We start from the raw sequence: 24,988 nt of genomic DNA on the forward strand, positions 1-24,988 counted from the left end.
CATGGATGAGAAAATCGGGCAGCTTGCGGAAAGTAGCGTCGCGGTGACGCAACGGCCTGCGGTCGCCCGGATTTCGCGCATCGCGCACCGCGCCGCCGGTACCGGCGCCGCCAATCGCATGGTGCCGGAGGAAACGCCGATCGCGCTGTCCTATGGCGGCACGACCCATGCCGTCATGATGGCTTCGCCGGCGGATTTCGAAGATTTCGCGCTAGGCTTTTCGATCACGGAAGGCATCGTCGGCGAGCCTGACGAGATCGACTTCATCGAGGTCCAGGACCTCGGTGCCGGCATCGATATCCAGATCCGCCTGAAGGATACCGCCAACCGGCGTTTCGAGGCGCGCCGGCGTCGTCTGGCCGGCCCGGTCGGTTGCGGGCTGTGCGGCATCGAATCCATCGAAGAAGCCATGCGCAGCGTTGATGACGTCGATGCTTCCAGGGTTACTCTGACGGCTCAGGACATCGTGCAGGCGGTGCAGTTGCTGTCCAAGGTCCAGCCGCTACATTCGCAGACAGGCGCCGTGCATGCCGCGGGCTTCTACGTGCCCGGCGAAGGCATCGTCATGGCGCGTGAGGATGTCGGTCGTCACAACGCGCTGGACAAGCTTGCCGGCGCGCTGTCGAAGGCCGGCATCAAGGGTTCGACCGGCGCGGTCGTCGTCACCTCGCGCGTTTCCGTCGAGATGGTGCAGAAGACCGCCTCCATCGGCGCGCCCTTCATCCTTGCCGTTTCCGCGCCGACGGCGCTGGCCATCCGCACTGCCGAAAGCGCCGGCATGACCCTTGTCGCGCTGGTGCGCGGCGAGGATTTCGACATCTTCACTCATCCCGACCGGGTTGTTTTCGGAGCAGAAAAGAATGTCGCCTGACAAACTCGTCTACCAAGCCAACCAGATCGCGACCTTCTTCCGCTCAAAGCCGCGTGCCGAGGGCGTCGCCGGCTTCGCGGATCACATCAACAAGTTCTGGGAGCCGCGCATGCGCCGCCAGTTCTTCGAGATGATTGCTGCCGGCGGCAAGGGTTTCGACGAACTGGTTATCGAGGCTGCTCCCTCGATCAGGCAGCCGCCGCCGGCGGAAGTTCCGCCGGGCGCTGCGGAAGCCAGGCCCTCCAGCCACCACTAAGACCAAATCTTGCTATGCGCCGCCGCTTCTTGAGCGGACGGCCAGCAGCTTCCGTAGCTCCGCCTACTTCTTCTTGGCGCGCTCGATCGCCTCGACGATCATCTGCTTGGCGCGCGAGGCATCGTGCCAGCCGCCGATCTTCACCCACTTGCCGGGCTCCAGATCCTTGTAGTGCTCGAAGAAGTGCGAAACCTGCTCCAGCGTTATCTGTGGCAGGTCGGTGTAGTTGAACACCTTCTCGTAGCGCTTGGTGATCTTGGCCGACGGCACGGCGATGATCTTCTCGTCCTCGCCGGCATTGTCTTCCATGATCAGCACGCCAATGGGGCGCACATTGATGACGCAGCCCGGCACCAGCGCGCGTGTGTTGCACACCAGCACGTCGATCGGGTCGCCGTCGCCCGACAACGTGTGCGGCACGAAACCGTAGTTTCCGGGATAGCGCATCGGCGTGTAGAGGAAGCGGTCGACGAACAGCGTGCCGGCCTCCTTGTCCATCTCGTACTTGATCGGCTCGCCGCCCACCGGCACCTCGATGATGACGTTGACGTCTTCAGGCGGGTTGTTCCCGATGGCTATCGCGTCGATACGCATGGCTGATCCCTCTCGGCGTTGAAGCAATTCCGGCAAAAATGCCAGACCGGTCTTGCAACGGCAATTGTGTGAAAACTATGAAGCGAGGTCACCGCACCGCGCAACCGGAGTGCAACCTTCACGGAAGCTCCGATAGCGGCAGTTGCCGCGCCGGGCAATGCGACATGAACGCAACGGAAAGGTCCGGCAAGGACGGATCTATTCCCAGACGAAGGCGACCTTCTTCAGCGCCTTCTGCTCGAACACCTCGACGCCCTCGGCGATGTCGCGGCCACCGGCGCCGGCGTAGAAAGCCAGCGCGTTTTCGTTTTCCTCAAGCGCCCATACCACCATGCCCTTCAGGCCATGGTCCTTGAGACGCTGGCGGGCGGCGGCGAAAAGGCGGCTGCCAAGGCCGATGCCCTGATATTCAGGGCGCAGGTAGAGTTCGTAGATCTCGCCCTGCTGGCGAAGTTCGCGCGCACGGTTGCGGCCGATGGTGGCATAGCCGGCAATGGTACCGCCGATCTCCACCACCAGCACAGAGGCGGCACGCCGGATGGCGTTGGCCCACCAGTCCGCGCCGCGGCGGTTGATCATCGAGGTCAGCGTCTTGTGCGGAATGATGCCGGAATAAGCACCGCGCCATGCCTCGAGATGCACCTCGGCGATGTCGCGCGCGTCGCTCGGTTCCGCCTTCCTGATGTCGATCGTCAACGTGTTCATGATTTGTTAACCATAAACCCGCGCCGGTCGATTGCAAGGTCCAGTGCAAACCGCCGCTCATTTTCCCCCGGGTGTCGGAGACGTTTTCGGGTCGTTCAGATTTCGATCAGGCGGTCGTCCAGCTCGTTGGCGTCGCCGGGCGATACCGGGAAGTGCTTCGTCAGCACCACGCCCACGGCCTCGATCGCCTTGATGAAGCCGTCGGCAAGGCGGTCGTCGCGCGCCGCCGTGGTCAATTCGCGCACCACATCGTCCCATACGCGCTGTTCAACCCGGCTGTTGATGCCGCTGTCGGCAATCACCTCTGCGTAGTGCTCCGCCAGCGAGACGAAGATCAGCACGCCGGTGCGGGCGGCGGTGAGGTGGATGTTGCGGGCGAGGAACTGGCGCACCGCATTGTCGTGAGCGGCGCGATGACGCATCTGCCATGGCACCAGATGGATGCGCAGCGCCGGAACCAGCCACAGAAGCGCCAGCGCACAGACCGCCGCAAGGCACTCGGCCAGCACGAAATGCGGCAGGCGGATCGACAGCCACCAATATTCGGCGGCATAGGCAAGAACGAGCCCGACAAGCAGGATGCCGACCAGCGCCATGAAGGCCGCCGGGAAAAAGTAGCCGTCGCTGCGGTGGGCGACGACGCAATAGATTTCGCCGTCTGTCGTGGCTTCGGCGGCGCGTATGGCGGCCGCTACGCGCTCATGGTCGGCCTTGCTGATCGAACGTGTGGTCATCGTCACCATCCCCCCGATGCGCCGCCGCCGCCGGACGAACCACCGCCGCCCGAAAAGCCGCCGCCACCGCCGCCGGAGGACCAGCCGCCGCCACCGGAAGACCACCCGCCGCCGCTCGATCCGCCCGACGAGCCGCGGCTGTTCATGTCGAAGGTCATGCCGAGCCACCGGTAGCGCTTCGGGCCAATCTTCTGGCCGAAGATCGGCGGCAGGATCGCCATGGCAAAGCCGCCGAAGAACAGGATCGCCCAGATGGTGATGAAGATGATCGGAATCCAGTCGTCGATGTTCATCGACGTGTCCTGGTTGCGCGCGCCGCGCGCCTCCAGTTCTTCCGCATTGCCTTCCAGCACCATGATGATGTCGTCGACGGCCTTTTCGATGCCGCCGGAAAAGTCGCCGGCCCTGAAAGCCGGCACCATGTCGTTTTCGATGATCAGCTTGGAATGCAGGTCGGTCAGCGTGCCTTCAAGCCCGTAGCCCACCTCGATGCGCATCTTGCGGTCGTCGCGGGCCACCAGCAAAAGCACGCCGTTATTCTCGCCGCCCTGTCCCAATCCCCATGCGCGGAACAGCCGGTTGGCGTACGGCTCTATCGCCTCGCCATCGAGGTTGGGAACTGTCGCCACGACGATCTGGTCGCTGCCCTTCTTTTCGAAGTCGGCCAGCCTTTGCGTCAAAAGCACTTCGGTTGCCGCATCGATCATGCCGGCATTGTCGACCACCCGCCCGGTCAGCGCCGGCAGGCTGGCGGCGAAGGCGGCGAGAGGAAGCAGGACAAGGAATGCGAGCAGGAGGGTGAGTGTTTTCATCCCCCTCTGGCCTGCCGGCCATCTCCCCCTCAAGGGTGGAGATCGAACGCCCGCTACCTCGTCTCCGAATATCGGCGTTGCAGTGCGAATTGCAGCGCTAAAACTGCCGATCTCCCCCCTTGAGGGAGAGATGGCCGGCAGGCCAGAGGGGGGTGTTACGGAGTGCAAGGCTAGCCGATCTGGAATAGCTGCAACAAAGCCTTAGCCGCCTTGCCCCGTGCCGAAATTCACCTTGGGCGCGTCCATCTTGTCTTCTGCCACGGTGAAGTTCTGGAACGGCTGGTTGGAGCGGAACCAGAAGGTCGCCCACAGCACCGACGGGAAGGTGCGCAGCGTCAAATTATAGTCCTTCACTGCCTGGATATAGTCGCGGCGGGCGACCGCAATGCGGTTTTCGGTGCCTTCAAGCTGGGCCTGCAGGGCAAGGAAATTCTGGTTGGCCTTGAGGTCGGGATAGTTCTCCACTACCGCCAGCAGCCTTGAAAGGGCACTCGTCAGGCCGGACTGGTTTTCCTGGAATGCCTTGAAGGCATTGGGGTCTGACAGCGTTTCAGGCGTCACGGTCACTTGCGTTGCCTTGGCGCGCGCCTCGACCACGCCTTCCAGCACGTCCTTTTCGTGGCTCGCATAGCCCTTCACGGTCTCGACCAGATTGGGGATCAGGTCGGCGCGGCGCTGATACTGGTTGAGCACTTCGCTCCACGCCGCCTTGGCGTTTTCTTCCGCCGTCGGAATTGTGTTGTAGCCGCAGCCGGCCAGAAGCGGCAGCACGAAAGCCAGCATGAGAAAGGCCGGCAGGTTGCGAGGGAGGCGAGCAAGACGCTGGGCAAGCATGGAGTCAAATCCCTGAATGTGGATGGTGCCGAAGCATTACCATAAAGCGTGGCCAAGAAAACGACCTTCGCGCTTTCCGAGCGAATGCGAAAAGCTCTAAGGTAAGACCCAAACAGGTATCGTCATGGCTGAGAACCAAAATCCGGGCGGAGAAGAGAGCGAGAGCGAGCGTGAAGCGCGGCGTATCCTCAAAGGCATCGCCAGCGAAACCAACGTGTCCGGTCCCTCGTTCGTCAACCGCATGGCGAAGCGCACGCAAGATCATGTGAACGCAGCCGACACGGACCAGTCGGATCGCATCGAATATATTGGCACACGCATTGGCCGTGTGCTTGGACCTGTTATTGCCGTCGCATTGGTGGTCTGGTTCGTGATCTTCATTGTCCGGGGCGGGTAGCTTTTTCCATGACATCTGAAACCTCGGCCGCTCCTCCGGCCGTTATCGTCATTTCCAGCCATGTCGTGCGCGGTTCGGTCGGTGGCCGCCCCGAAATCTTTGCGCTGGAAAGCCTGGGCTTCCCCGTCTGGGCCGTGCCCACCATCGTGCTTGGCTGGCACCCCGGCCATGGCCGTTCAACGAGGATCGTCCCGCCGGCCGACCAGTTCAGCGCCTTGCTGTCGGATATCGAACAGGCGCCTTGGCTTGATGAAGTGGGTGCCGTGCTGTCGGGGTATTTCGGCAGCCCCGAACAGGCCGAGGCGGTTGCCTTGCTGGTCAATGCCGTCAAGCAGCGCAACCCACGCGCTCTCTATGTCTGCGATCCGGTGCTGGGCGACTATGCCGAGGGGCTTTATGTGCAGGCGAAAACGGCTGTCGCCGTGCGTGACCGCCTGATGCCGCTGGCCGACATCGCCACGCCCAATCGTTTCGAGCTGGAATGGATGACGGGCACGCCGCTTGCCGATCTCAAGTCGACCATAGAGGCAGCGGTGGCCGCCGCGCCTCCAACGATGCTGGTGACATCCGCACCGTCAATGATCGCCGACGGCATCGCAAACCTTTTGGTCGATCAAAAGCACGCTCTGTTGGCCGAGCATCGCATTATTCAGAGCCCGCCGAAGGGAACCGGCGACCTAACCTGCGCCACCTTTCTCGCCCGGCTTCTGTCCGGCCAGTCGCCGGAGAAAGCCTTGCAGTCGGCAACCGCCACTGTTTACGAGGCCGTGGCCCGCGCCGCCAAGCGCGGCAGCGACGAATTGCAGTTGCATCTCGATGCGCAAAGCCTGTCGCACCCGATGGCAATGGTGCAGATGCGCACGCTGTTGCACCCGTCGCGGACACGCAAGGCGTGATTTCCGGTCTGCCGGTAGCCATCGCCGGCGTGGATGGCTGCAAGGGCGGCTGGATCGCGGTTCGCGCCGATCCGGGGCAGGCGCCCATCGTCCGCATCTACGCGGCATTCGCAGCGCTGGTGGCCGATCTGCCTTCGGATGCAATTGTTGCCGTGGACATGCCGATCGGATTGCCCGATGTCACTCACAAGGGCGCGCGCGGTCCGGAAGGCATGGCAAGGCCGTTGTTGAAACAGCGTCAATCCAGCGTCTTTTCCATCCCGTCGCGAAGTGCCGTCCACGCCGAGACCGCGCCTTTCACCACCTTGGACGAATGGTACGCGGCGCACAGGCGGGCAAGCGAAGTTGCGCGCCGGACCTCTGATCCGCCACGCGCCATATCCATCCAGGCATTCGGCATATTTGCCAAGATTCGTGAAATCGACGCCCTTTTGATCGCTGAGCCGCAATTGCGCTCGCGCATCTGCGAATCGCATCCGGAAGTCGCGTTTTGCCGGCTCAACGGCGGCGAACCGATGAGTTTACCTAAGAAAATCAAGGGCAGCGTCAACCCGGACGGCATGGCGGAACGGCAGGCGCTGTTGTGCCGATGCGGTTACGACGCGGATTTCCTCGACCGGCGGCCGCCACGCGGCGCGGCATCGGATGATTTTCTCGATGCAGCGGTGATGCTGCTGGTTGCCGCGCGCATCGTACGCGGCGAGGCGCGGCCATTGCCCGATCCGCCCTTGCTCGACCGCCACGGGATACCGATCACCATCTGGTCATGAGTCTCTAAGGGCAAGCGGGTGCGACGATAGTATTGCCTCGTGGTGCGATTCTTTATTGATCGGCGGGCCCTTTTGCCGTTAGACCCACTCCCAGCTTGACCAAGCTATTGCCACCCACAGCGGAAAGGCCTCATTCCCCACCATGCCCCATCTTCCCGAACATCTCCTCACCGGACATCGCAACTTCATGACCGGCCGGTACTCGGCTGAAAGCGGACGATACGTTTCGCTGGCGCGCGAGGGCCAGGCGCCCGAGACCATGCTTATCGCCTGCTGCGATTCCCGCTCGTCTCCGGAAACCATCTTCGACGCCGGCCCCGGTGAACTGTTTGTGCTGCGCAACGTCGCCAACCTCATTCCACCCTATGAGCCGGACGGTGAATACCACTCCACTTCGGCCGCACTCGAATTTGCCGTGCAGAGTCTGAAGGTGAAGAACATCGTGGTCATGGGCCATGGCCGCTGCGGCGGCATCAAGGCTGCCTTGGCGCATGGCAAGACGCCGCCCTCCAAGGGCGACTTCATCGGCAAGTGGATGAGCCTGATCTATCCCGCCGCCGATGCCGTGACCTCCTCAACGCTGATGACGCCCGGCGAACGCCAGACGGCGCTTGAGCGCATCTCGATCCGCTATTCGCTGAACAACCTGCGCACCTTTCCCTATATCGCCGCGCTCGAAGCCAAGGGCAGCCTCAACCTCTACGGCGCCTGGTTTGATATCTCGACCGGCGAGCTTTGGGCGATGAACAAGGACAGCGGCGACTTTGAACGCCCGGAACTTGGCTGACAGCGACGCGTTTCGATCCATACGCCCGCCATTTGCCTGGAGGGACCACTTGATGGCGATCCGATGCATGAGAAACGGACTGGCGGCAGTGCTTCTGCTGCTGTCAGCCGTCGCCGCGCAAGCCGATGACGCGGCAGTCATCGATCGCTGGTATGCCGCGCTGCTCAAGACCGACCGCGCTGCGCTTGGCGAATTGCTGTCCGACGACGCCCGCATCAACCTGACCGATCTCGGCGTCGTCCAGACCAAGCAGGAATTCATTTCGTCCATGGATGAGTGGGAAAGTGCTGTCGCCGGCGGCAAGATCAGGCATCGCATCGCCAAGAGCGAGGCAGGCGTCGTCACCGTCGTCGCCTGCTACGATTTCCCGGCCAACGACATGCTGATGCAGGAAACCTTCGCGCTTGCCGGCGAACACATCACTGCGACCTCGCAGGCCGCTATGGCCGAGACCTGCGACGCCTATTGACGCCGCCTTGCGGTTGCGAACGTCGGTCGGCCGCCCTACATCGGGCCAAGCACCAGTCCTCACTGAAAGAACATCCATGTCAGCAAAGACCGTCGACCTCGCCTCGAACGCCCTGACGGCGTGGCAAGGGCCTCTCGACCTGCCCGATTTCACCCGTATCGGCGACGGCGATTTCGGGCCGGTCTTCGACGCTGCGCTGGAGGCCCATCAGGCCGAGATCGACGCGATTGCTGGCAATTCCGCCGAGCCCACCATCGACAACACGCTTGCCGCGCTTGAACTGTCCGGCCAGGCGCTCGACCGTGTTTCTTCGATCTTCTGGTGCAAGGCCGGCGCCAACACCAACGACACTATCCAGGCGCTCGAGCGCGAGGTTTCGCCGAAGATGTCGCGGCATTTCTCGGCCATCTCGATGAACGAGAAACTGTTTGCCCGCATCGATGCGCTCTACCAGAAACGCGCTTCGCTCGGCCTCGATGCCGAGACGCTGCGTGTGCTCGAAAAGACATGGAAGGGCTTCGTCCGTTCCGGCGCGAAGCTCGATGCCGATGGCAAAAAGCGGCTCGCCGCGATCAACGAACAGTTGTCCTCGCTCGGCACCAGTTTCGGCCAGAACGTGCTTGCCGACGAGCGCGGCTGGGCGCTGTTCCTCGACGAATCTGACCTCGCCGGCCTGCCGGATTTCGCCAGAAGCGCGATGGCGGAAGCCGCCGAGACGCGCGGCCAGCAGGGCCGCTATGCCGTCACCCTGTCGCGCTCGATCTACGAGCCTTTCACCACTTTTTCCGAACGCCGCGACCTGCGTGAAGCCGCATGGCGGGCGTTCACCATGCGCGGCCAGAATGGCGGCGCCAGCGACAACACCGCCGTCGTGCGCGACATGCTGAAGCTGCGCGCCGAAAAGGCGAAGCTGCTCGGCTACGCTTCCTACGCCGCACTCAAGCTCGACGACACCATGGCCAAGACGCCGAAGGCGGTGCATGGCCTGCTCGATCCGGTCTGGCAAAAGGCGCTGGAAAAGGCCGCAAGCGACCAGAAGGAACTGGAGCGGCTGGCGAACGAAGCCGGCAGCAACGAGACCTTCGCCGCGTGGGACTGGCGTTTCTACCAAGAGAAGCTGCGCGCCGAAAAATTCGCCTTCGATGAGGCCGAACTGAAACCTTATCTCCAGCTCGACCGCATCATCGCCGCCTGCTTCGACGTCGCGACCCGCCTGTTCGGCATCCGCTTCGAGGAGAAGTCGGGCATCGCCGCCTGGCATCCGGACGTGCGCGTCTTCGTCGTGAAGAACGCGGACGGCTCGGAGCGCGGCCTGTTCCTCGCCGACTATTTCGCTAGGCCCTCGAAGCGCTCCGGCGCGTGGATGAGTTCGCTCCAGTCCGGCTACAGGCTGGGCGAGGGGTCTTCACCCGTCATCTACAACATCATGAACTTCGCCAAGCCGCCGGCCGGCGAGCCGGCATTGTTGTCGGTCGATGAAGCGAAGACGCTCTTCCACGAATTCGGCCACGCGCTGCACGGCATGCTGACCGACGTGACCTGGCCAAGCGTCTCCGGCACCTCGGTCAGCCGCGATTTCGTCGAACTGCCCTCGCAGCTCTATGAACATTGGCTGACCGTGCCGCAGGTGCTGGAAAAGCACGCCCTGCACCACAAGACCGGCAAGCCGATGCCCAAGGCGCTGCTCGACAAGATGCTGGCGGCGCGCACCTTCGGTGCCGGCTTCGCCACGGTCGAGTTCACCGCCTCGGCGCTCATCGACATGGCCTATCATGCGCGCCCGGATGCCCCGGAAGAGCCGCTTCGTTTCGAAGCCGAAACGCTTGCATCGCTCGCCATGCCGGGCACCATCGCCATGCGCCACCGCACCCCGCATTTCGGCCACGTCTTTTCCGGCGACGGATATTCAGCCGGCTATTATTCCTACATGTGGTCGGAAGTGCTCGATGCCGACGCCTTCTCGGCCTTCGAGGAAACCGGCGATCCGTTCAATCCGCAGCTTGCCGAGCGGTTGAAGAAAAACATCTATTCGGCCGGCGGTTCGAAAGACCCGGAACAGCTCTACACCGCCTTCCGGGGCAAGATGCCGACGGCGGATGCGATGATGGTCAAGCGCGGCCTGGTTTAACCAGGCTGACGTCGATCAGCAGTTCGGCGTTCCTGGCCACCGTGCGGGCCGGGCCGCCGGCACCGAACAATTGCCCGGAAATATAGGCGCCCTCGATCAAAAGCAGCAGCCCGTCGCCCAGCGTGTCGGGTTCGTCCGCGCCCATCGCCTTTGCCATGGCGCGCAGTCGCCGGCGCAGTTCGCGCTTGTTTTCCTCGCTGACGAGGCGCGCCGGATGGTCGTGCTCGGGATACTCCACCACCGCGTTGGTCATGCCGCAGCCGCGATAGCCGGGCCTTTGCGTGCGCTTGCCGACACCGGTCAGGAACGCCAGTATCTGGGCGCGCGGATCGCCTGGATGTGCCACCACGGACTCGTCGAAACGCCCCCAGAACTCGCCGTCGTAGCGCCTGAGATAAGAGGCCGCCAATTCGTCCTTCGACGGAAACGAGCGGTAAAGGCTGGGCTTGGTGACGCCTGCCGTCTTCACGATCTCGTCGACGCCGATCGCGCGTATCCCTTGACGATAGAACAGGTCGCGCGCAACGTTCAAAATCTTCTCCGCCGCGCGCGGTTCGTGGCCGGTCTCGGCGGCTGGATCAATTTTGTTGGTGTCTGGCATCAGAGGACTTCACTTGACAATGTTACCGATCGGTACGTATACGGTCCGTAACGCAACGTACCGGTCAGTAACATGATAGCCCAGTCACGCCCGTTTGGCCAGCGCTACGCCTTCGTGGTCGTTGCCGTTATTTTCTTCTGCCTGCTTATCGCCGCAGGCCTGCGGTCGTCGCCCGCGGTGATGATGCTGCCGCTTGAGCACAGCCTCGGCTGGGGCCGCGATGCGGTGTCTTTTGCTGCGGCCATCGGCATTTTCCTCTACGGATTGGCGGGGCCTTTCGCGGCAGCCTTGATGGAGCGCTTCGGCCTGCGGCGCACGCTTTTGCTGGCGCTGTTGCTGATGTCGGGCTCGACCGCGCTCAGCTATTTCATGACCGAGCCCTGGCACATGGTGCTCACCTGGGGCGTGATGTCGGGCATTGGTTCCGGCGCTGTCGCCATGGTGCTCGGCGCCACCATCGTCAACCGTTGGTTCAAGACCAATCGCGGGCTGATGATGGGGCTGATGTCGGCGTCCAGCGCCACCGGCCTGCTCATCTTCCTGCCCATCCTGGCCGCGCTCGCGCAGTGGGGCGGCTGGCAGTTCGTCGTGCTCACGGTTTCCATTGCCAGCGCCTGTCTCATTCCGTTCGTCTACCTGCTCGTGCCGGAACGGCCAGCTTCCGTCGGTCTGGTGCGCTATGGCGCGGAGCCGGACGACGTGCCGCCGCGCTCGCCTGCGGCGCAAGGCAACTTCCTCAGCCACACCCTCAACACCTTGTGGCGGGCGGCGCATACGCGCACCTTCTGGTACCTCTTCGCCACCTTCTTCATCTGCGGCTTCACCACCAACGGTCTTGTCGGCACTCACCTGATCGCGTTTTGCGGTGACATGGGCATCACCGAAATCCAGGCGGCGGGGCTGTTGTCGCTGATGGGCGTGTTCGACCTCATCGGCACCACGCTCTCCGGCTGGCTCACCGATCGGTTCGACCCGCGCAAGCTGCTCGGCGTCTATTACGCCATTCGCGGCCTGTCGCTGATGTACCTGCCTTTCTCCGGCTTCTCCGCCACCAGCCTCATCATCTTTTCCGTGCTTTACGGTCTGGACTGGATCGCCACCGTGCCGCCGACGCTGCGCCTTTCCAACGAGGCTTTCGGCGATGGCCACGGCCCGCTGGTGTTCGGCTGGATACTTGCCGGCCATCAGCTCGGCGCTGCAAGTGCCGCCTATTTCGGCGGCATCATGCACGAAATGCAGGGGGACTATGTCCTCGCCTTCCTCATCGCCGGCATGACCGGCATCATCGCCGCCTGCATCTCTTTGCTCATTAACACCAGCAAGCCCTCGTTTGACCCCGAGCCGCAGCCTGCGTAGAAGCTGCGGCAACGGATGGCCGGGCTGCTCCCACTGAGATGGGGCGTCAGGCTTATCCGCAGTCTCGACGAGAATAGGGGGTCGGCTGTGCGCGCATTGATACAACGGGTTTCGCAGGCCAGCGTCACGGTTGACGGCAAGGTCACCGGCGAGGTCGGCCACGGCCTGCTCGTCCTCGTCTGCGCCATGCAGGGCGACAGCGAAAAGCAGTCGGAATGGCTGGCGCGCAAGGCGGTCAACTTGCGCATCTTCAGGGATGACGAAGGCCGCATGAACCGCTCGCTGCTCGATGTCGGCGGCGCGGCACTGGTCGTCAGCCAGTTCACGCTCGCCGCCGAAACCAAGGGCAACCGCCCGGGCTTTTCCACTGCGGCTGCACCAGATGAGGGCAAGCGCCTCTACGAGCATTTCTCGGCACAGATTGGCGGGCATGGCGTGACGGTCGCCAACGGCATCTTCGGCGCGGACATGCAAGTCGCGCTTGTCAACGACGGCCCGATCACCATCTGGCTGGATACGGAAGCTAAGTAGGACCGGTAGAAGCATCGCGCCGTCGCTAGCATCTCAACCATGTCATCCCGGAATTCACTTTCGAGCGGAGCTAGGAAGGAATATCGGGGGGCGTTCGCAAGCCTTTACCCCTCTGTCTTCTGCCTCGCCTGAGCATTGCCGCGATGTCACGGAATGGATCCCGGACAGCATCGCCTTCACTTCGTTCAGCTCGCTTCCGGGATGACGCGGTGGGTGAGTCTCGCCTTGATGGATGCAAGGCTGGCTAGCTCGGCCTGATGTCCGAAGCAGGCTAAAGCGCACACTCTCCGCATCGTCATGGTGGTCAAGAGAGCGCATCTCTACGCTTGGCCACCTGAAGTGGGAGCGCAACCTCCCCGCTTCGTCGTGTCCGCTAGGGGTGCAACCTCTCCGCTTCGTCATCCCGGAAGCGAGCCGAGCAAAGCGATGGCGATGCTGTCCGGGATCCATTCCGTGACATCGCGGCAGTGTTCAGGCATCTCAGAATGTGGATCGATTTGAGGCTGAAATTAATCCAACCCCTTGTTCCCGCTCACTTCCTCAAAAATCTCTCACCCCACTTATCCACCCCCTCTGCACCTCCCCCCATAATCTCCCCATCGCCCTTGCGGGAGACCTGGTGCGCACCGGGTATCAGGGAAGGGCGTCGGTGCCGGATTGGTCGCATGACGGTGTGCGGCTGGGTGATGAGCCCCCAAGTCCGGGCCTTGATCGGGGCCTTCGGCGTGAGTGCTGCCCCCGGTGAGGCAAGACCACCGGACGGGCGGCCGCAAGGCCGCATTACTATACTAAACGAGCGACCGACGGCCGCCCGTCCTCCCGACCTCTCAGACGAGGTCAGTTCTTTGACAATGGCCAGACGGCTTTCGCCGGGCGTGGTGATGAAAAGCCGTGGGAAAATTACCGCGGGTAGCAGGCAACCGGAATGTTCGGCCATTTGGCTTCGGCGCAACCGAACTCGTGCTGCTTCGTCTTGAAGCTCACGCTGACCGGGCCGGTCACCATCGGGTCAACCCCGTCCGGCGCATCGGCAAAGAGCTGTTCAGCCTCGGTTGCGGCCAACACGTTCCCAGACAATGGAGCGGTTGCGCTCACCATGGAATGCGCAGCGCCCGCGGCGAAAATCGCGGTGATCGCGATGGCCGCAAGGGAAAAACCGGATCGGGGCAGCAAGGTCTTTGTCATCGACAATCAATCGCTGGTAGCGCGGATGGTTCCGCTATTGGTTAACGAAACCTATCCGACAAGCTCTTAACAATCGGTGACCGGAAGTCTTTTGCCTGTGCTCCCCTTTCGCGGCTGCGAAAAAAGCTGTAAGAGCCGCGCAACCGAAAATGATGGCGCGCGCGGCTTCTACCCTTGTCGCCGCCGTCAGCATCCCAGAGAGACACGTATGAACCTCCGTAACATCGCGATCATCGCGCATGTCGACCATGGCAAGACCACGCTTGTCGACCAGCTTTTGCGCCAGTCCGGCTCGTTCCGCGAAAACCAGCGCGTCGCCGAGCGCGCCATGGATTCCAACGACATCGAGAAGGAGCGCGGCATCACCATCCTCGCCAAGGCGACTTCGGTCGAGTGGAAGGATACCCGCATCAACATCGTCGATACGCCCGGACACGCCGATTTCGGCGGCGAGGTGGAGCGCATCCTGTCGATGGTCGATTCGGCCATCGTTCTGGTCGATGCCGCCGAAGGGCCGATGCCGCAGACCAAGTTCGTCGTGGGCAAGGCGCTCAAGGTTGGCTTGCGCCCCATCGTTGTCATCAACAAGATCGACCGTCCGGACGCCCGTCACGTCGAAGTCGTCAACGAAGTGTTCGACCTGTTCGCCGCGCTCGACGCCACCGACGAACAGCTCGACTTCCCGATCCTCTACGGTTCGGGTCGCGACGGCTGGGTTTCGGAAAATCCGGAAGGGCCGAAGGACCAGGGCCTTGCCCCGCTGTTCGACCTCGTCTTGAAGCATGTACCGGCGCCGACCGTCGAGCCAGGTCCGTTCCGCATGATCGGCACCATTCTCGAGGCCAACCCGTTCCTCGGCCGCATCATCACCGGCCGCATCGCGTCCGGATCGCTGAAGGCAAACCAGGCGGTCAAGGTGCTGCACCACGACGGCTCGCTTCTGGAAAACGGCCGCGTCTCCAAGATCCTCGCCTTCCGTGGTCTTGAGCGCCAGCCGATCGACGAAGCGCAGGCAGGCGACATCGTGGCGATCGCGGGCCTGTCGAAGGGAACGGTCGCCGACACCTTCTGCGATCCGTCCGTGACCGAGCCGCTCCATGCGCAGCCGATCGATCCGCCGACCGTGACCATGAGCTTCATCGTCAACGATTCCCCGCTTGCCGGCACCGAGGGCGACAAGGTGACGAGCCGCGTCATCCGTGATCGGTTGCTCAAGGAAGCCGAGGGCAACGTCGCGCTGAAGATCGAGGAATCCGCCGACAAGGACAGTTTCTACGTTTCGGGCCGCGGCGAATTGCAGCTTGCCGTTCTCATCGAGACCATGCGGCGCGAAGGCTTCGAGCTTGCCGTGTCGCGTCCGCGCGTGGTGATGAAGAACGACGATGGCGGCCAGTTGCTCGAGCCGATCGAAGAAGTCGTCATCGACGTCGATGAGGAACATGCAGGCGTGGTCGTCCAAAAGATGAGCGAGCGCAAGGCCGACATGGTCGAGCTGCGCCCCTCGGGCGGCGACCGCCAGCGCCTCGTCTTCCACGCGCCGACGCGCGGCCTGATCGGCTACCAGTCGGAACTGTTGACCGATACGCGCGGCACCGCCGTCATGAACCGGCTGTTCCATTCCTACCAGCCCTACAAGGGCGAACTGCCCGGTCGCGTCAACGGTGTCCTGATCTCCAACGACCAGGGCGAGGCCGTTGCCTATGCGCTGTTCAACCTCGAGGATCGCGGCCCGATGGTCATCGACGCCGGCGTCAAGGTCTATCAGGGTATGATCATCGGCATTCACTCCAGGGACAACGATCTGGAAGTGAATGTGCTCAAGGGCAAGAAGCTGACCAACATCCGCGCCGCCGGCAAGGACGAGGCCGTCAAGCTGACCCCGCCGATCCGCATGACGCTGGAGCGCGCCTTGGCCTGGATCCAGGACGACGAACTGGTCGAAGTCACGCCGAAGACCATTCGCCTGCGCAAGCTCTATCTCGACCCGAACGAGCGCAAGCGCTTCGAGAAGTCGGCAAAGATCGCCGGCGCGGCTTAAGGCTGGACCTTCGAATTGGGGCCGGCTGCGCCCTTGGCTCGGTGCGCGATCCGATCTAACCGCTTTCGTGCAGTTGGATCGGACCGTGACACCCATCAAGACAACAACATCGACTTTGCTGGCCGTCCTCGTCTGCTCGATGGGCATCCTGCTGCTTTCGGCAATGGATGCTGCCGTAAAGGGGCTTGTCCTGGTGATAGGCGCCTACAACACCCTGTTGTGGCGCTCCCTCTTTGCAACAACGACGGCCGGCGCCATCTGGGTATCGACGCCGTCCCCGTGGCCCAGCGCCAAGGTTCTGAGGCTGCATGTCTTGCGGGGCGTCGTCGTCGCCTTCGTTGCCCTGAGCTTTTTCTGGGGTCTGGGGCGTCTGCCGCTGGCCGAAACGATTGCGCTCTCATTCATCGCGCCGCTGGTGGCGCTATTCCTCGCCGCCGTGCTGCTGGGCGAGAAGATTGGCCGCTCAGCCGTGTCGGCATCCGTCGTTGGCATGGTCGGCGTGCTGGTCATCATGATCGGCAAGTTCAGCGACACCGGCTATGCGCCTGACGTCGTGCTCGGCATGGCAGCGGTCATCGGCTCGGCAATCCTCTATGCCTACAACCTCATCCTGGCACGCCGGCAGGCGTTGATGGCAAAGCCGCTTGAAATCGTGTTTTTTCAAAATCTGGTGGTTGGCGTTACGCTTGGCCTTGCCGCCCCATGGCTCGGAATGTCGCTTCCGCAGGACCAGTGGCTGCCGCTGGCCGGGGTGACCGTGCTGGCGCTGGGTGGCCATTTCCTGATGAGCTGGTCCTATGCGCGTGCGGAAGCGCAATATCTTATCCCCACTGAGTACTCGGCTTTTGTATGGGCCATCATCCTGGGTTGGGTGCTTTTCGACGAGGCGGTTGGCTGGTCGACTTTGGCCGGGGCCTTCCTTATCATCGTCGGGTGCCTGCTGGCATCCCGGGCAAAGCCCAAGCTAGCCGAACCAATTGAAGTCGCTGCGGTATAAGCGATGTAGCCATCGGGAAGGATAGTTGTCGTGACCTTCACTTCTCTCCTCATCTTTGCCGCTGCGTTGTTCGTTGCTGCCGGCTCGCCCGGCCCTTCCATTGCAGCACTCGTGGCGCGGGTCATCTCCAAGGGGTTCCGCGACGTCTTCCCGTTCCTTTTGGCGATGTGGATCGGCGAGGGAATCTGGCTCTCGTTTGCGGTGTTCGGTTTGGCCGTCGTAGCGCAAACCTTCCATGCCGCTTTCGTCGCCGTGAAATGGGCTGGTGTCGCCTATCTCGCCTACCTCGCCTGGAAGATGTGGACAGCGCCCGTCGAGGCGAAGACCGGAGAATTGCCGAAGGAGGATTCGCCGCTGAAGCTATTTCTGGTCGGCATGGCCGTCACGCTCGGCAATCCGAAGATCATGATGTTTTATCTGGCGCTTCTGCCGACCATCATCGACATTGCCTCGGTCACCGTCGTCGGCTGGCTTGAACTGACGCTGACCATGGCGGTGGTGCTGGTCGCCATCGACCTTGCCTGGGTGCTGGCGGCGGCGCAGGCGCGCAAACTTTTGAAGAGCAGGCGGGCCATGAAGATCGCCAACCGTGTCAGCGCCGCCACCATGGCCGGCGCCGCTGCGGCGATCGCGGCGCGGTCATGATCGAAAGTTTTCGCTACGGGTTTCTCCCGTCACATCATCTGGATGATCGGAGCAATTTCGACGCTGCAATTCGGTACATTGAGGATCGGGCAGCCCTTGGCTTTCTCGGCGGCCTGGTCGATGTCGGCAGCCTCGATGATAGAGTAACCGCCTGTGGGATTGGTGCCGCCATTGTTCTCGATGCGGCCGCCGGGCAGTACCGTCTTCGACATGCCGACCGGGTTGCCGCCATCGACAACCGACTTGCCCAGCTTGCCAAACCAGCCGTTCCAGGCATCCATCATTTCCTTGCGCTCGACTTCCGTCGCCGGAATCTTGCCCGAGCCATGATAGACATAGAGAAACTTCGCCATGTTCTCCTCCTTGCTGATCAGCGGCCTCGAACCGGCGTGCGGCCCGGCCGCGCTTGGATCATCGGACCAAAACGGCGGGTACGCAATGAAAATGCGCAGCCGCTAATATTATGTGAAGTCGGCCGTCAGCGCGCCATCTTGTGGTATTCGGCGTTGGGTCGCATGTCGATCGCGGCAGCCAGCCGATTCGACATGTTGAAGAACGCGGCGGTCGAGGCGATGTCCCAGATGTCGCGATCGCTGAAACCCGCATCGCGCAGGGCCTGCCGGTCCTCTTCCACAATCTTGGCCGGCTCCTCGGTCAGCTTCACCGCGAATTCCAGCATGGCGCGCTGGCGAGCTGAAAGATCGGCGGCACGGAAGTTCATCACCATCATCTCGCCAAGCACAGGATCGCCGGAAAGCTGGCGTACCGCAGCGCCGTGGGCAGTGAGGCAATAGAAGCAGTGGTTGATCGAAGACACCGCCACCGCGATCATCTCGCGCTCCAGCTTGGAGAGACCCGAGTCACCCAGCATCAGGTCGTTGTAGGTGTCGGTGAAAGCCCTCAGCTTCTTCTCGTCGAAGGCGTAGGACAAGAGCACGTTCGGAACCATTCCGAGCTTTTCCTCGCACTTGGCGAAATAGGTCTTGGTCGCATCGCTCAACTGCGTTGCGGGAAGGTCAAGGGCAGTGATTTTCTCAGGCATGGGGTGTTCTTCTCCACTCGGTTTTTAGCGACGATCATGCATCGAGTTTATTTTCTTAAGGCGTAGTCAAACCTTTGTCGCCAAAACCTGCCCATCTGCTACGATAGTCGAAATTGCAGTCGGCGGAGGGAAAATTCGCATCATGGCCAGTCTAAAACCTGCTTCCAGGGCAAATTCGAAACCAGGAAAGGGCGGTGGGGCGAAGATTTCAGAAAAAAGGGGCAAGTTGGCGGACCACCTTCTTGCGAGGACTCCGGAAGAAGATCTGGCAGTTTACGACGCTGCAGACCTCGACCGGGCAGCCGTGCTGGCCGAGCGCGCGGTGCTTCGTCACAAGAAGGGCGAGAGCGTCGTAATCGTCGAAACCGAGTCCGGTGTTTCGCGTGAAGGCAAGCCGGTGACGGTAATCACCGTCGTCAACGACAACATGCCCTTCCTGTTCGATTCCATCATAGGTGAGATCACCGAAAGCGCGGGCGAGCCGCTTCTGGTTACCCACCCCGTCATCAGCGTGAAGCACGGCAAGGCCGGCGTCGCGGAAATCACCGGCGACGCAGGCTCGACAAAGGGTGAGCCCGGTCTCGACCGTTTGAGCGTCGTCCATGTCCATGTCGGTCGCCTGTCCGAGGATCAGGCAAAAGGCTTGGCCGAGCGGCTGGAAAAGACGCTCGCCCAGGTGCGTTCCGCCGTGGCCGACTGGAAGCCGATGCTGGCGCGTCTCGACCAGGCAATCTCGGAATTCCGCTATGCCCCGGTGCCGCTCGACAAGGCCCATGTTGCCGAAGCGATCGCCTTCCTGGAATGGCTGCGCGACGACAATTTCACTTTCCTCGGCATGCGCGAATACAAATACAGCGGCGGCGAAAAAAGCGGCACGCTGGAATTGGCGAACAAGGCCGGTCTCGGCATCCTGACCGACCCGAACGTGCTGGTCCTGCGGCGCGGCACCGAAGCCGTGACCACGACGCCGGAAATCCGCGCCTTCCTGCATGGACCGGAACCGCTGATCGTTACCAAGGCGAACGCCAAGTCGAGCGTGCACCGGCGTATCTACCTCGATTACATCGGTATCAAGACCTACACAGCCAAGGGCGCGCTTGCGGGCGAGTTGCGCATCGTCGGCATGTTCACTTCGACTGCCTACACACGCTCGGTGATGAAGATCCCCTATCTGCGTTCAAAGGTGGAAACGGTGATCGCCAAGTCGGGATTCAATCCGAGCGATCACTCCGGCAAGGCGCTCATCAATGTGCTCGAGAGCTATCCGCGCGATGAGCTTTTCCAGGTGCCGGTGCCGACACTGAGGAAGCACGCCGAGGCCATCCTAGGCCTGATCGAGCGGCCGCGCGTACGCGCGCTTGTGAGGGTCGACCAATTCGACCGCTTCGTTTCGATCCTCGTTTTCGTGCCGCGCGACCGCTACGATTCGGAAGTGCGGGAAAAGATCGGAAGCTATTTGAAGTCCGTGTTCGAAGGCCGGCTGTCCGCCTACTATCCGGCATTCCCGGAAGGCGGCCTGGCGCGCGTGCACTTCATCATTGGCCGCTCGGGCGGCAAGACGCCGAAGGTCGAGCAATCGACGATCGAAGACGCAATCCGCACGATCGTGCGGACCTGGGAGGACGCGCTTCGCGAAGCGGCGGCTGATGCAGGTTCTGATGCGTCGCTTGCCAGCATTGCGGGCCGTTTCCCGGAAAGCTATCGCAACAGCTTCTCACCGGCTGCGGCACTGGTCGATGCCGGACGCATCGCGACGATCACCGCGTCCAACCCGATTGCCATCGACTATTATCGGGACCCCAGCCAGGCGCCCGAGCAGGCATCGCTCAAGATCTACCATCATGGCAGTCCCGTTGCGTTGTCCAGGCGCGTGCCGGTGCTCGAAAACATCGGCTTCCGCGTCATCAGCGAACGGACCTTCGAGATTGGCGAGGACGGTGCCGACAAGGTTTTTCTCCACGACATGGAGTTGGAGAATTCCTATGGCCAGCCGATAGATCTTTCCAATGGCGGATCCCTGTTCGAGGACGCTTTCCTCTCGGTATGGCGCGGCGACGTCGACAATGACGGGTATAACGGGCTTGCTCAGACAGCAGGCTTGTGGTCGAGCGAAATCCTGGTTCTGCGCGCCTATGGCCGCTATCTGCGACAGGCCGGTATTCCGCAGAGCCAGGACTTTATTGCTGCCGCCTTGAACCGCTACCCCGACATTGCGCGCGGACTGCATTCGCTGTTTGTTGCCCGCCTTGGGACGGGCTCCCGGGAAGATGGCGCAGTCGCGGCCAAACATCTCAAGGCCAAGATCAAGGATGCGCTGGAAGACGTCCCGAATATCGACGACGACACCATCATCCGCCGCTACCTGAACCTGATCGAAGCCTCCTTGCGGACCAATCATTTCGTTGAAGGCAAGAAGGAGCGTGGCCAGTCGCTGGCGATCAAGCTTGAACCGCGCGCGATAGACGGTCTGCCTGAGCCTCGGCCATGGCGCGAGATTTTCGTCTATGGGTCGGAAGTCGAGGGCGTGCATCTCCGCTTCGGTCCGGTCGCTCGCGGCGGCTTGCGCCTTTCCGATAGAGCCCAGGATTACCGCACCGAGGTGCTGGGTCTGGTCAAGGCGCAGCAAGTCAAGAATGCGGTCATCGTGCCTGTTGGCGCCAAGGGCGGGTTCTATCCCAAGCGTCTCCCCGCAGGCGGCAGCCGCGATGCGGTTTTTGAGGCAGGGCGCGCTGCCTATATCAACTTCGTCTCCAGCCTGTTGTCGATCACCGACAATATCGGCATCGATCAGGTCATTCACCCTGACGGCGTGGTGCGACACGACGGTGACGACCCCTATTTCGTTGTTGCCGCCGACAAGGGCACGGCTACATTTTCAGATACCGCCAACGCCATCAGTGAAAAGCACAACTTCTGGCTCGATGATGCCTTCGCCAGTGGTGGTTCCGCCGGATATGATCACAAGAAGATGGGCATCACCGCCAAGGGTGCGTGGGAAGCCGTCAAACGCCACTTCCGAGAGATGAACCGCGACATCCAGACGGCACCGTTCACCGCGGTGGGTGTCGGCGATATGTCGGGTGACGTGTTCGGCAACGGAATGCTGCGCTCTGAGCAGACCCGCCTGATTGCCGCTTTCGACCATCGCGATATCTTTGTCGATCCGGACCCGGATATGGCATCGTCGTTTGCAGAGCGCCAGCGGCTGTTCGATCTTCCGCGTTCGAGTTGGCAGGACTACGACAAGTCCAAGCTGTCGAAGGGCGGAGCGGTGATATCGCGCGCCCAAAAGTCGGTGACGCTGAGCTCCGAAGCGGCTGCCGCCATCGGCATCGGCAAGACGATCGCCACGCCAGTTGAGATCATGCGTGCGATCCTTTCCGCACCCGTCGACCTGCTCTGGTTCGGGGGTATCGGCACCTATCTGAAAGCGTCCAGTGAAACCAACCAGGACGCCGGTGATCGCGCCAACGACGCCATTCGCATCAATGCCGCGGATGTTCGCGCCAAGGTTATCGGCGAAGGCGCTAATCTCGGTGTCACGCAACGTGCGCGCATAGAATTTGGTCTCAAAGGAGGCCGCAACAATTCCGATGCCATCGACAATTCCGGCGGCGTCAATTGCTCTGACGTCGAGGTCAACATCAAGATTGCGTTGGCCGCTGCCATGCGCAAGGGCGCACTTGCAAGGCCGGCGCGCAACAAGCTGCTTGCCGAGATGACCAACGAAGTCGGTGAACTGGTGCTGGCCAACAACTATGAGCAGACGCTGGCGCTTTCCTTGGCCAGCAAGCGCGGCTTGGCCGACATTGCGCATCAGGGCCGCTTCATGGCGGCGCTGGAAGCGCGCGGGCTGCTCGATCGTGTGGTCGAGACCTTGCCTTCGCCGGCGGCGCTGGCCGAACGCGAGGCGCGCGGCGAGCCATTGACGCGGCCGGAACTCGGCGTGCTTCTGGCTTATGCCAAGATCGTCCTGTTCTCCGACATCGTCGCCTCCGACGTGCCGGATGGCCCGCATTTCGATCAGGATTTGATGGGCTACTTCCCGGACCGCATGGCGAAGAAGTTCTCGGCCGAAATCCATGGCCATCGCCTGCGGCGTGAAATCATCGCCCGCGTGGTTGCCAACGATCTCGTCAATCGCGGTGGACCCTCTTTCGTCAATCGCTTGATGGAATCGACGGGGCGCACGGCAGCGGAGGTGGTGCGCACCTTCGCGCTGATCCGTGACGGCTTCGCGCTGCCTGCGCTCTACAAGGAGATCGATGCGCTCGACAACAAGATCGACGGAGAAATCCAGCTCGACCTCTACCAGATGGTCAGCCGCCTGATCTATGTGACCAGCGGATGGTATCTGAAGAACGACACCGGCACTGTGCCGCTTGCCCAACGCATTGCTGAGCTGCAGGAAGCGCGCAAGGTGCTCGAGCCGAAACTGCTTTCCGTCCTGCCGGCATTCTCGCGCGAACGGATCGAAGAACGGCGGCATGGCTTGTTCAAGGGCGGTGCGCCGGAGAAACTGGCGGAAAGGCTGGCGCTTACCGACGTTGCCGATCTCATTCCCGATATCGCATTGACGGCAAAGCAGGCAAACGCCGACATCATCGGCGCTGCCAGGGCGTTCTTCGCCGTCAGCGATGCGTTCCGAATCCCGCGCGTGGAGGATGCCGCGCGCTCGATCATGCCGTCCGACTATTATGACCAGCTTGCGCTGTCGCGGGCAACCGACACCATAGGTGCGGCTCGTCGCGGCATCGCGGTTGCAGCGCTGACCGATCACGCCAAGGCAGCCGATCCAGTGGCGGCATGGATGGAGGCTGGCGGTGAGCGGGTCGCTCGTACCAGGGAGCGCTTGCAGGCCCTGACAGAAGGCGGAGACATCACCGTTTCGCGCCTGTCTGTCGCGTCGGGTCTGATGAGCGATCTTGTCGGACCAACCGCATAGCAACCGGCGCTGGAGGGACCATGGCTGACACAGGTGTGCAGCGGGCATCCGGCCGCGGTATCTGGGGGTGGATGCTGTTCGACTGGGCAGCGCAACCGTTCTTTACGGTCGTAACCACTTTCATCTTCGGTCCCTATTTCGTCTCCCGCATGGCGAGCGATCCGGTGGCCGGGCAGGCCGCATGGGGCTACGGCATTGCGGCGGCAGGTTTCGTTATCGCCATCCTGTCGCCCATACTTGGCTCCATCGCCGACCAGACCGGCCCCCGCAAGCCGTGGATCGCCTTCTTCGCGGCGATCAAGATAGTCTGCCTGTGCCTGTTGTGGCTGGCGGCTCCAGGCTCCAGCCTTTTCATGATCGTCGTGCTGTTCTCGCTGGCGTCGGTGGCGGCGGAATTCTCCACCGTCTTCAACGATTCCATGATGCCGCGCCTGGTTCCCAAGCAGGACATTGGCAGAATCTCCAATGTTGCCTGGGGCCTAGGCTATCTCGGCGGCATGATCGCGCTCATCTTTGTCGTCGCGCTGATGGCCGGGTCGCCGGAAACCGGAAAGACGATCATCGGTGCCGAGCCGCTGTTCGGTCTCGATCCGAAGCTTGGCGAGGATGCGAGAGCTACGGGTCCGCTGGCCGCTCTATGGTACTTCGTCTTCATCTTGCCGATGTTCTTCTTCACGCCCGATGCCATCAAGGGCATGGCGATCGGCCCTGCCGTGCGCGAAGGGCTGGCGGAACTCAAATCAACCCTGGCGGAAGCGCGTCATCGCGGCGGGATATTTCGCTTTCTCGTCGCCCGCATGGTCTACCAGGACGGGGTCAATGCGCTTCTGGCGCTTGGCGGCGCATTTGCCGCGGCGATGTTCGGGTGGTCTATCACCGAGATCGGCGTCTACGGCATCATCCTCAACATTGTCGCCATCTTCGGCTGCTGGATCGCGGCTCGTCTCGACACCAGGTTGGGATCGAAAGTGGTGGTGATGATCTCGCTGGTGCTTTTGTCGATCGCCACCGTCGGTATCGTCTCGACAGGCCCGGGCTTTACCCTTTTCGGCGCGCTGCCGTTACCGGCAACGGATTCCGGATCGCTGTTCGGCACGGCCGCCGAAAAGGCCTACATCCTTTACGGGCTTTTGATTGGCTTCGCGTTCGGACCGGTGCAGGCATCGTCCCGATCCTACATGGCGCGGTCGGTGACGGCTGCCGAATCCGGCCGTTATTTCGGCATCTATGCGCTGGCCGGACGGGCAACGAGCTTTGCCGCGCCCTTTCTGGTCGCTACCATTACCGCCGTCAGCGGATCGCCCGCCCTCGGCATGGCCGTCATCATCCTGTTTCTTGTCGGCGGCATGTGGCTGCTCGCGGGAACACCCTATCCGGCAGATAAGGTGGAGTAGG

Annotated in this window: 24 protein-coding genes; 15 read left to right on the forward strand and 9 right to left on the reverse strand. The window is 62.2% G+C overall.

Annotation, left to right across the window (positions count from 1 at the left end):
• The first annotated feature begins 1 nt into the window (after position 1).
• Both fdhD and ACODTY_RS11040 read left to right on the forward strand, forming a co-directional pair.
• Positions 2–871, forward strand: a complete 870-nt coding sequence (gene fdhD, locus ACODTY_RS11035; RefSeq protein WP_488994315.1) for a formate dehydrogenase accessory sulfurtransferase FdhD — start codon at positions 2–4, stop codon at positions 869–871.
• A complete protein-coding gene (locus ACODTY_RS11040; RefSeq protein ID WP_488994316.1) occupies positions 861–1,127 on the forward strand; it encodes a formate dehydrogenase subunit delta in 267 nt (88 codons plus the stop codon). Before fdhD ends, ACODTY_RS11040 begins: the two co-directional genes overlap by 11 nt.
• Before the next feature lie 63 nt (positions 1,128–1,190).
• Here the strand turns inward: ACODTY_RS11040 and ppa are convergent, their stop codons facing one another.
• The 5 genes from ppa to ACODTY_RS11065 form a co-directional block, all read right to left on the reverse strand.
• Complete coding sequence (ppa, locus tag ACODTY_RS11045; RefSeq protein ID WP_488994317.1) at positions 1,191–1,721, reverse strand: inorganic diphosphatase; 531 nt, start codon at positions 1,719–1,721, stop codon at positions 1,191–1,193.
• Between the two features lie 198 nt (positions 1,722–1,919).
• Positions 1,920–2,426, reverse strand: a complete 507-nt coding sequence (locus tag ACODTY_RS11050; protein ID WP_488994318.1) for a GNAT family N-acetyltransferase — start codon at positions 2,424–2,426, stop codon at positions 1,920–1,922.
• Between the two features lie 95 nt (positions 2,427–2,521).
• Positions 2,522–3,160 (reverse strand): TPM domain-containing protein, encoded by a 639-nt coding sequence (locus tag ACODTY_RS11055; RefSeq protein ID WP_488994319.1) that lies wholly within the window; start codon positions 3,158–3,160, stop codon positions 2,522–2,524.
• A 2-nt stretch (positions 3,161–3,162) separates the two neighbouring features.
• Positions 3,163–3,972: a TPM domain-containing protein gene (locus ACODTY_RS11060; protein ID WP_488994320.1), complete on the reverse strand. Its 810-nt coding sequence runs from the start codon at positions 3,970–3,972 to the stop codon at positions 3,163–3,165.
• Positions 3,973–4,173: 201 nt separating this feature from the next.
• Complete coding sequence (locus ACODTY_RS11065) at positions 4,174–4,806, reverse strand: LemA family protein (RefSeq protein WP_488994321.1); 633 nt, start codon at positions 4,804–4,806, stop codon at positions 4,174–4,176.
• Between the two features lie 124 nt (positions 4,807–4,930).
• On the opposite strand from ACODTY_RS11065, the gene ACODTY_RS11070 reads away from it, so the two are divergent.
• The 6 genes from ACODTY_RS11070 to ACODTY_RS11095 all read left to right on the forward strand — a co-directional run bounded on the left by ACODTY_RS11070 (position 4,931) and on the right by ACODTY_RS11095 (position 10,253).
• Positions 4,931–5,203 (forward strand): hypothetical protein, encoded by a 273-nt coding sequence (locus ACODTY_RS11070; protein WP_488994322.1) that lies wholly within the window; start codon positions 4,931–4,933, stop codon positions 5,201–5,203.
• An 8-nt stretch (positions 5,204–5,211) separates the two neighbouring features.
• Positions 5,212–6,099, forward strand: a complete 888-nt coding sequence (gene pdxY, locus ACODTY_RS11075) for a pyridoxal kinase PdxY (protein WP_488994323.1) — start codon at positions 5,212–5,214, stop codon at positions 6,097–6,099.
• On the forward strand, positions 6,099–6,869 hold the full coding sequence (locus ACODTY_RS11080) for a DUF429 domain-containing protein (RefSeq protein WP_488994380.1): 771 nt from the start codon (positions 6,099–6,101) through the stop codon (positions 6,867–6,869). Before pdxY ends, ACODTY_RS11080 begins: the two co-directional genes overlap by 1 nt.
• A gap of 142 nt (positions 6,870–7,011) precedes the next feature.
• A complete protein-coding gene (locus ACODTY_RS11085) occupies positions 7,012–7,656 on the forward strand; it encodes a carbonic anhydrase (protein ID WP_488994324.1) in 645 nt (214 codons plus the stop codon).
• A gap of 67 nt (positions 7,657–7,723) precedes the next feature.
• Positions 7,724–8,125 carry a DUF4440 domain-containing protein gene (locus tag ACODTY_RS11090; RefSeq protein WP_488994325.1) on the forward strand — a complete coding sequence of 134 codons (402 nt, stop codon included), beginning with the start codon at positions 7,724–7,726 and terminating at the stop codon, positions 8,123–8,125.
• 76 nt (positions 8,126–8,201) lie between these two features.
• Complete coding sequence (locus ACODTY_RS11095; protein ID WP_488994326.1) at positions 8,202–10,253, forward strand: M3 family metallopeptidase; 2,052 nt, start codon at positions 8,202–8,204, stop codon at positions 10,251–10,253.
• On the opposite strand, the gene ACODTY_RS11100 is transcribed toward ACODTY_RS11095, so the two are convergent.
• Positions 10,234–10,854 carry a TetR/AcrR family transcriptional regulator gene (locus ACODTY_RS11100; RefSeq protein WP_488994327.1) on the reverse strand — a complete coding sequence of 207 codons (621 nt, stop codon included), beginning with the start codon at positions 10,852–10,854 and terminating at the stop codon, positions 10,234–10,236. The genes ACODTY_RS11095 and ACODTY_RS11100 overlap by 20 nt on opposite strands.
• Positions 10,855–10,926: 72 nt before the next feature.
• On the opposite strand from ACODTY_RS11100, the gene ACODTY_RS11105 reads away from it, so the two are divergent.
• The gene (locus ACODTY_RS11105; RefSeq protein WP_488994328.1) at positions 10,927–12,210 is read left to right on the forward strand and encodes an MFS transporter; all 1,284 of its coding nucleotides are present in this window, start codon (positions 10,927–10,929) and stop codon (positions 12,208–12,210) included.
• A gap of 87 nt (positions 12,211–12,297) precedes the next feature.
• Entirely contained in the window at positions 12,298–12,741 is a 444-nt protein-coding gene (dtd, locus tag ACODTY_RS11110) for a D-aminoacyl-tRNA deacylase (protein WP_488994329.1), read from the forward strand.
• Between the two features lie 900 nt (positions 12,742–13,641).
• Here dtd and ACODTY_RS11115 read toward each other — a convergent pair.
• Positions 13,642–13,926, reverse strand: coding sequence for a hypothetical protein (locus ACODTY_RS11115; protein WP_488994330.1), 285 nt, complete (start codon positions 13,924–13,926; stop codon positions 13,642–13,644).
• A 208-nt stretch (positions 13,927–14,134) separates the two neighbouring features.
• Here ACODTY_RS11115 and typA point away from each other — a divergent pair, with 208 nt between their 5' ends.
• The 3 genes from typA to ACODTY_RS11130 all read left to right on the forward strand — a co-directional run bounded on the left by typA (position 14,135) and on the right by ACODTY_RS11130 (position 17,606).
• Positions 14,135–15,964 (forward strand): translational GTPase TypA, encoded by a 1,830-nt coding sequence (typA, locus tag ACODTY_RS11120; protein WP_488994331.1) that lies wholly within the window; start codon positions 14,135–14,137, stop codon positions 15,962–15,964.
• A gap of 85 nt (positions 15,965–16,049) precedes the next feature.
• Positions 16,050–16,961 (forward strand): DMT family transporter, encoded by a 912-nt coding sequence (locus tag ACODTY_RS11125; RefSeq protein ID WP_488994332.1) that lies wholly within the window; start codon positions 16,050–16,052, stop codon positions 16,959–16,961.
• A gap of 30 nt (positions 16,962–16,991) precedes the next feature.
• Positions 16,992–17,606 (forward strand): LysE family translocator, encoded by a 615-nt coding sequence (locus ACODTY_RS11130; protein WP_488994333.1) that lies wholly within the window; start codon positions 16,992–16,994, stop codon positions 17,604–17,606.
• A gap of 29 nt (positions 17,607–17,635) precedes the next feature.
• Here the strand turns inward: ACODTY_RS11130 and ACODTY_RS11135 are convergent, their stop codons facing one another.
• Positions 17,636–17,959: a YciI family protein gene (locus ACODTY_RS11135; RefSeq protein ID WP_488994334.1), complete on the reverse strand. Its 324-nt coding sequence runs from the start codon at positions 17,957–17,959 to the stop codon at positions 17,636–17,638.
• A 125-nt stretch (positions 17,960–18,084) separates the two neighbouring features.
• Positions 18,085–18,648 (reverse strand): peroxidase-related enzyme, encoded by a 564-nt coding sequence (locus ACODTY_RS11140; protein ID WP_488994335.1) that lies wholly within the window; start codon positions 18,646–18,648, stop codon positions 18,085–18,087.
• A gap of 142 nt (positions 18,649–18,790) precedes the next feature.
• Between ACODTY_RS11140 and ACODTY_RS11145 the strand changes: the two genes are divergently transcribed.
• Both ACODTY_RS11145 and ACODTY_RS11150 read left to right on the forward strand, forming a co-directional pair.
• Positions 18,791–23,593 carry an NAD-glutamate dehydrogenase gene (locus ACODTY_RS11145; RefSeq protein WP_488994336.1) on the forward strand — a complete coding sequence of 1,601 codons (4,803 nt, stop codon included), beginning with the start codon at positions 18,791–18,793 and terminating at the stop codon, positions 23,591–23,593.
• A gap of 20 nt (positions 23,594–23,613) precedes the next feature.
• Entirely contained in the window at positions 23,614–24,987 is a 1,374-nt protein-coding gene (locus tag ACODTY_RS11150) for an MFS transporter (RefSeq protein WP_488994337.1), read from the forward strand.
• The last annotated feature ends 1 nt before the right edge of the window (position 24,988 follow it).

It is taken from the genome of Mesorhizobium sp. FG116 (genome assembly GCF_057809835.1).

Excerpts from the sequence above, each read along its gene's own strand:
- ACODTY_RS11065 (WP_488994321.1), bottom strand. The coding sequence starts at position 4,806 with ATGCTTGCCCAGCGTCTTGCTCGCCTCCCTCGCAACCTGCCGGCCTTT.
- ACODTY_RS11060 (WP_488994320.1), bottom strand. The coding sequence starts at position 3,972 with ATGAAAACACTCACCCTCCTGCTCGCATTCCTTGTCCTGCTTCCTCTC.
- fdhD (WP_488994315.1), top strand. The coding sequence starts at position 2 with ATGGATGAGAAAATCGGGCAGCTTGCGGAAAGTAGCGTCGCGGTGACG.
- typA (WP_488994331.1), top strand. The coding sequence starts at position 14,135 with ATGAACCTCCGTAACATCGCGATCATCGCGCATGTCGACCATGGCAAG.
- ACODTY_RS11090 (WP_488994325.1), top strand. The coding sequence starts at position 7,724 with ATGAGAAACGGACTGGCGGCAGTGCTTCTGCTGCTGTCAGCCGTCGCC.
- ACODTY_RS11145 (WP_488994336.1), top strand. The coding sequence starts at position 18,791 with ATGGCCAGTCTAAAACCTGCTTCCAGGGCAAATTCGAAACCAGGAAAG.
- ACODTY_RS11150 (WP_488994337.1), top strand. The coding sequence starts at position 23,614 with ATGGCTGACACAGGTGTGCAGCGGGCATCCGGCCGCGGTATCTGGGGG.
- ACODTY_RS11050 (WP_488994318.1), bottom strand. The coding sequence starts at position 2,426 with ATGAACACGTTGACGATCGACATCAGGAAGGCGGAACCGAGCGACGCG.
- ppa (WP_488994317.1), bottom strand. The coding sequence starts at position 1,721 with ATGCGTATCGACGCGATAGCCATCGGGAACAACCCGCCTGAAGACGTC.
- ACODTY_RS11115 (WP_488994330.1), bottom strand. The coding sequence starts at position 13,926 with ATGACAAAGACCTTGCTGCCCCGATCCGGTTTTTCCCTTGCGGCCATC.
- ACODTY_RS11105 (WP_488994328.1), top strand. The coding sequence starts at position 10,927 with ATGATAGCCCAGTCACGCCCGTTTGGCCAGCGCTACGCCTTCGTGGTC.
- ACODTY_RS11070 (WP_488994322.1), top strand. The coding sequence starts at position 4,931 with ATGGCTGAGAACCAAAATCCGGGCGGAGAAGAGAGCGAGAGCGAGCGT.
- ACODTY_RS11100 (WP_488994327.1), bottom strand. The coding sequence starts at position 10,854 with ATGCCAGACACCAACAAAATTGATCCAGCCGCCGAGACCGGCCACGAA.
- ACODTY_RS11040 (WP_488994316.1), top strand. The coding sequence starts at position 861 with ATGTCGCCTGACAAACTCGTCTACCAAGCCAACCAGATCGCGACCTTC.
- ACODTY_RS11140 (WP_488994335.1), bottom strand. The coding sequence starts at position 18,648 with ATGCCTGAGAAAATCACTGCCCTTGACCTTCCCGCAACGCAGTTGAGC.
- ACODTY_RS11095 (WP_488994326.1), top strand. The coding sequence starts at position 8,202 with ATGTCAGCAAAGACCGTCGACCTCGCCTCGAACGCCCTGACGGCGTGG.
- ACODTY_RS11135 (WP_488994334.1), bottom strand. The coding sequence starts at position 17,959 with ATGGCGAAGTTTCTCTATGTCTATCATGGCTCGGGCAAGATTCCGGCG.
- ACODTY_RS11055 (WP_488994319.1), bottom strand. The coding sequence starts at position 3,160 with ATGACCACACGTTCGATCAGCAAGGCCGACCATGAGCGCGTAGCGGCC.
- ACODTY_RS11085 (WP_488994324.1), top strand. The coding sequence starts at position 7,012 with ATGCCCCATCTTCCCGAACATCTCCTCACCGGACATCGCAACTTCATG.
- pdxY (WP_488994323.1), top strand. The coding sequence starts at position 5,212 with ATGACATCTGAAACCTCGGCCGCTCCTCCGGCCGTTATCGTCATTTCC.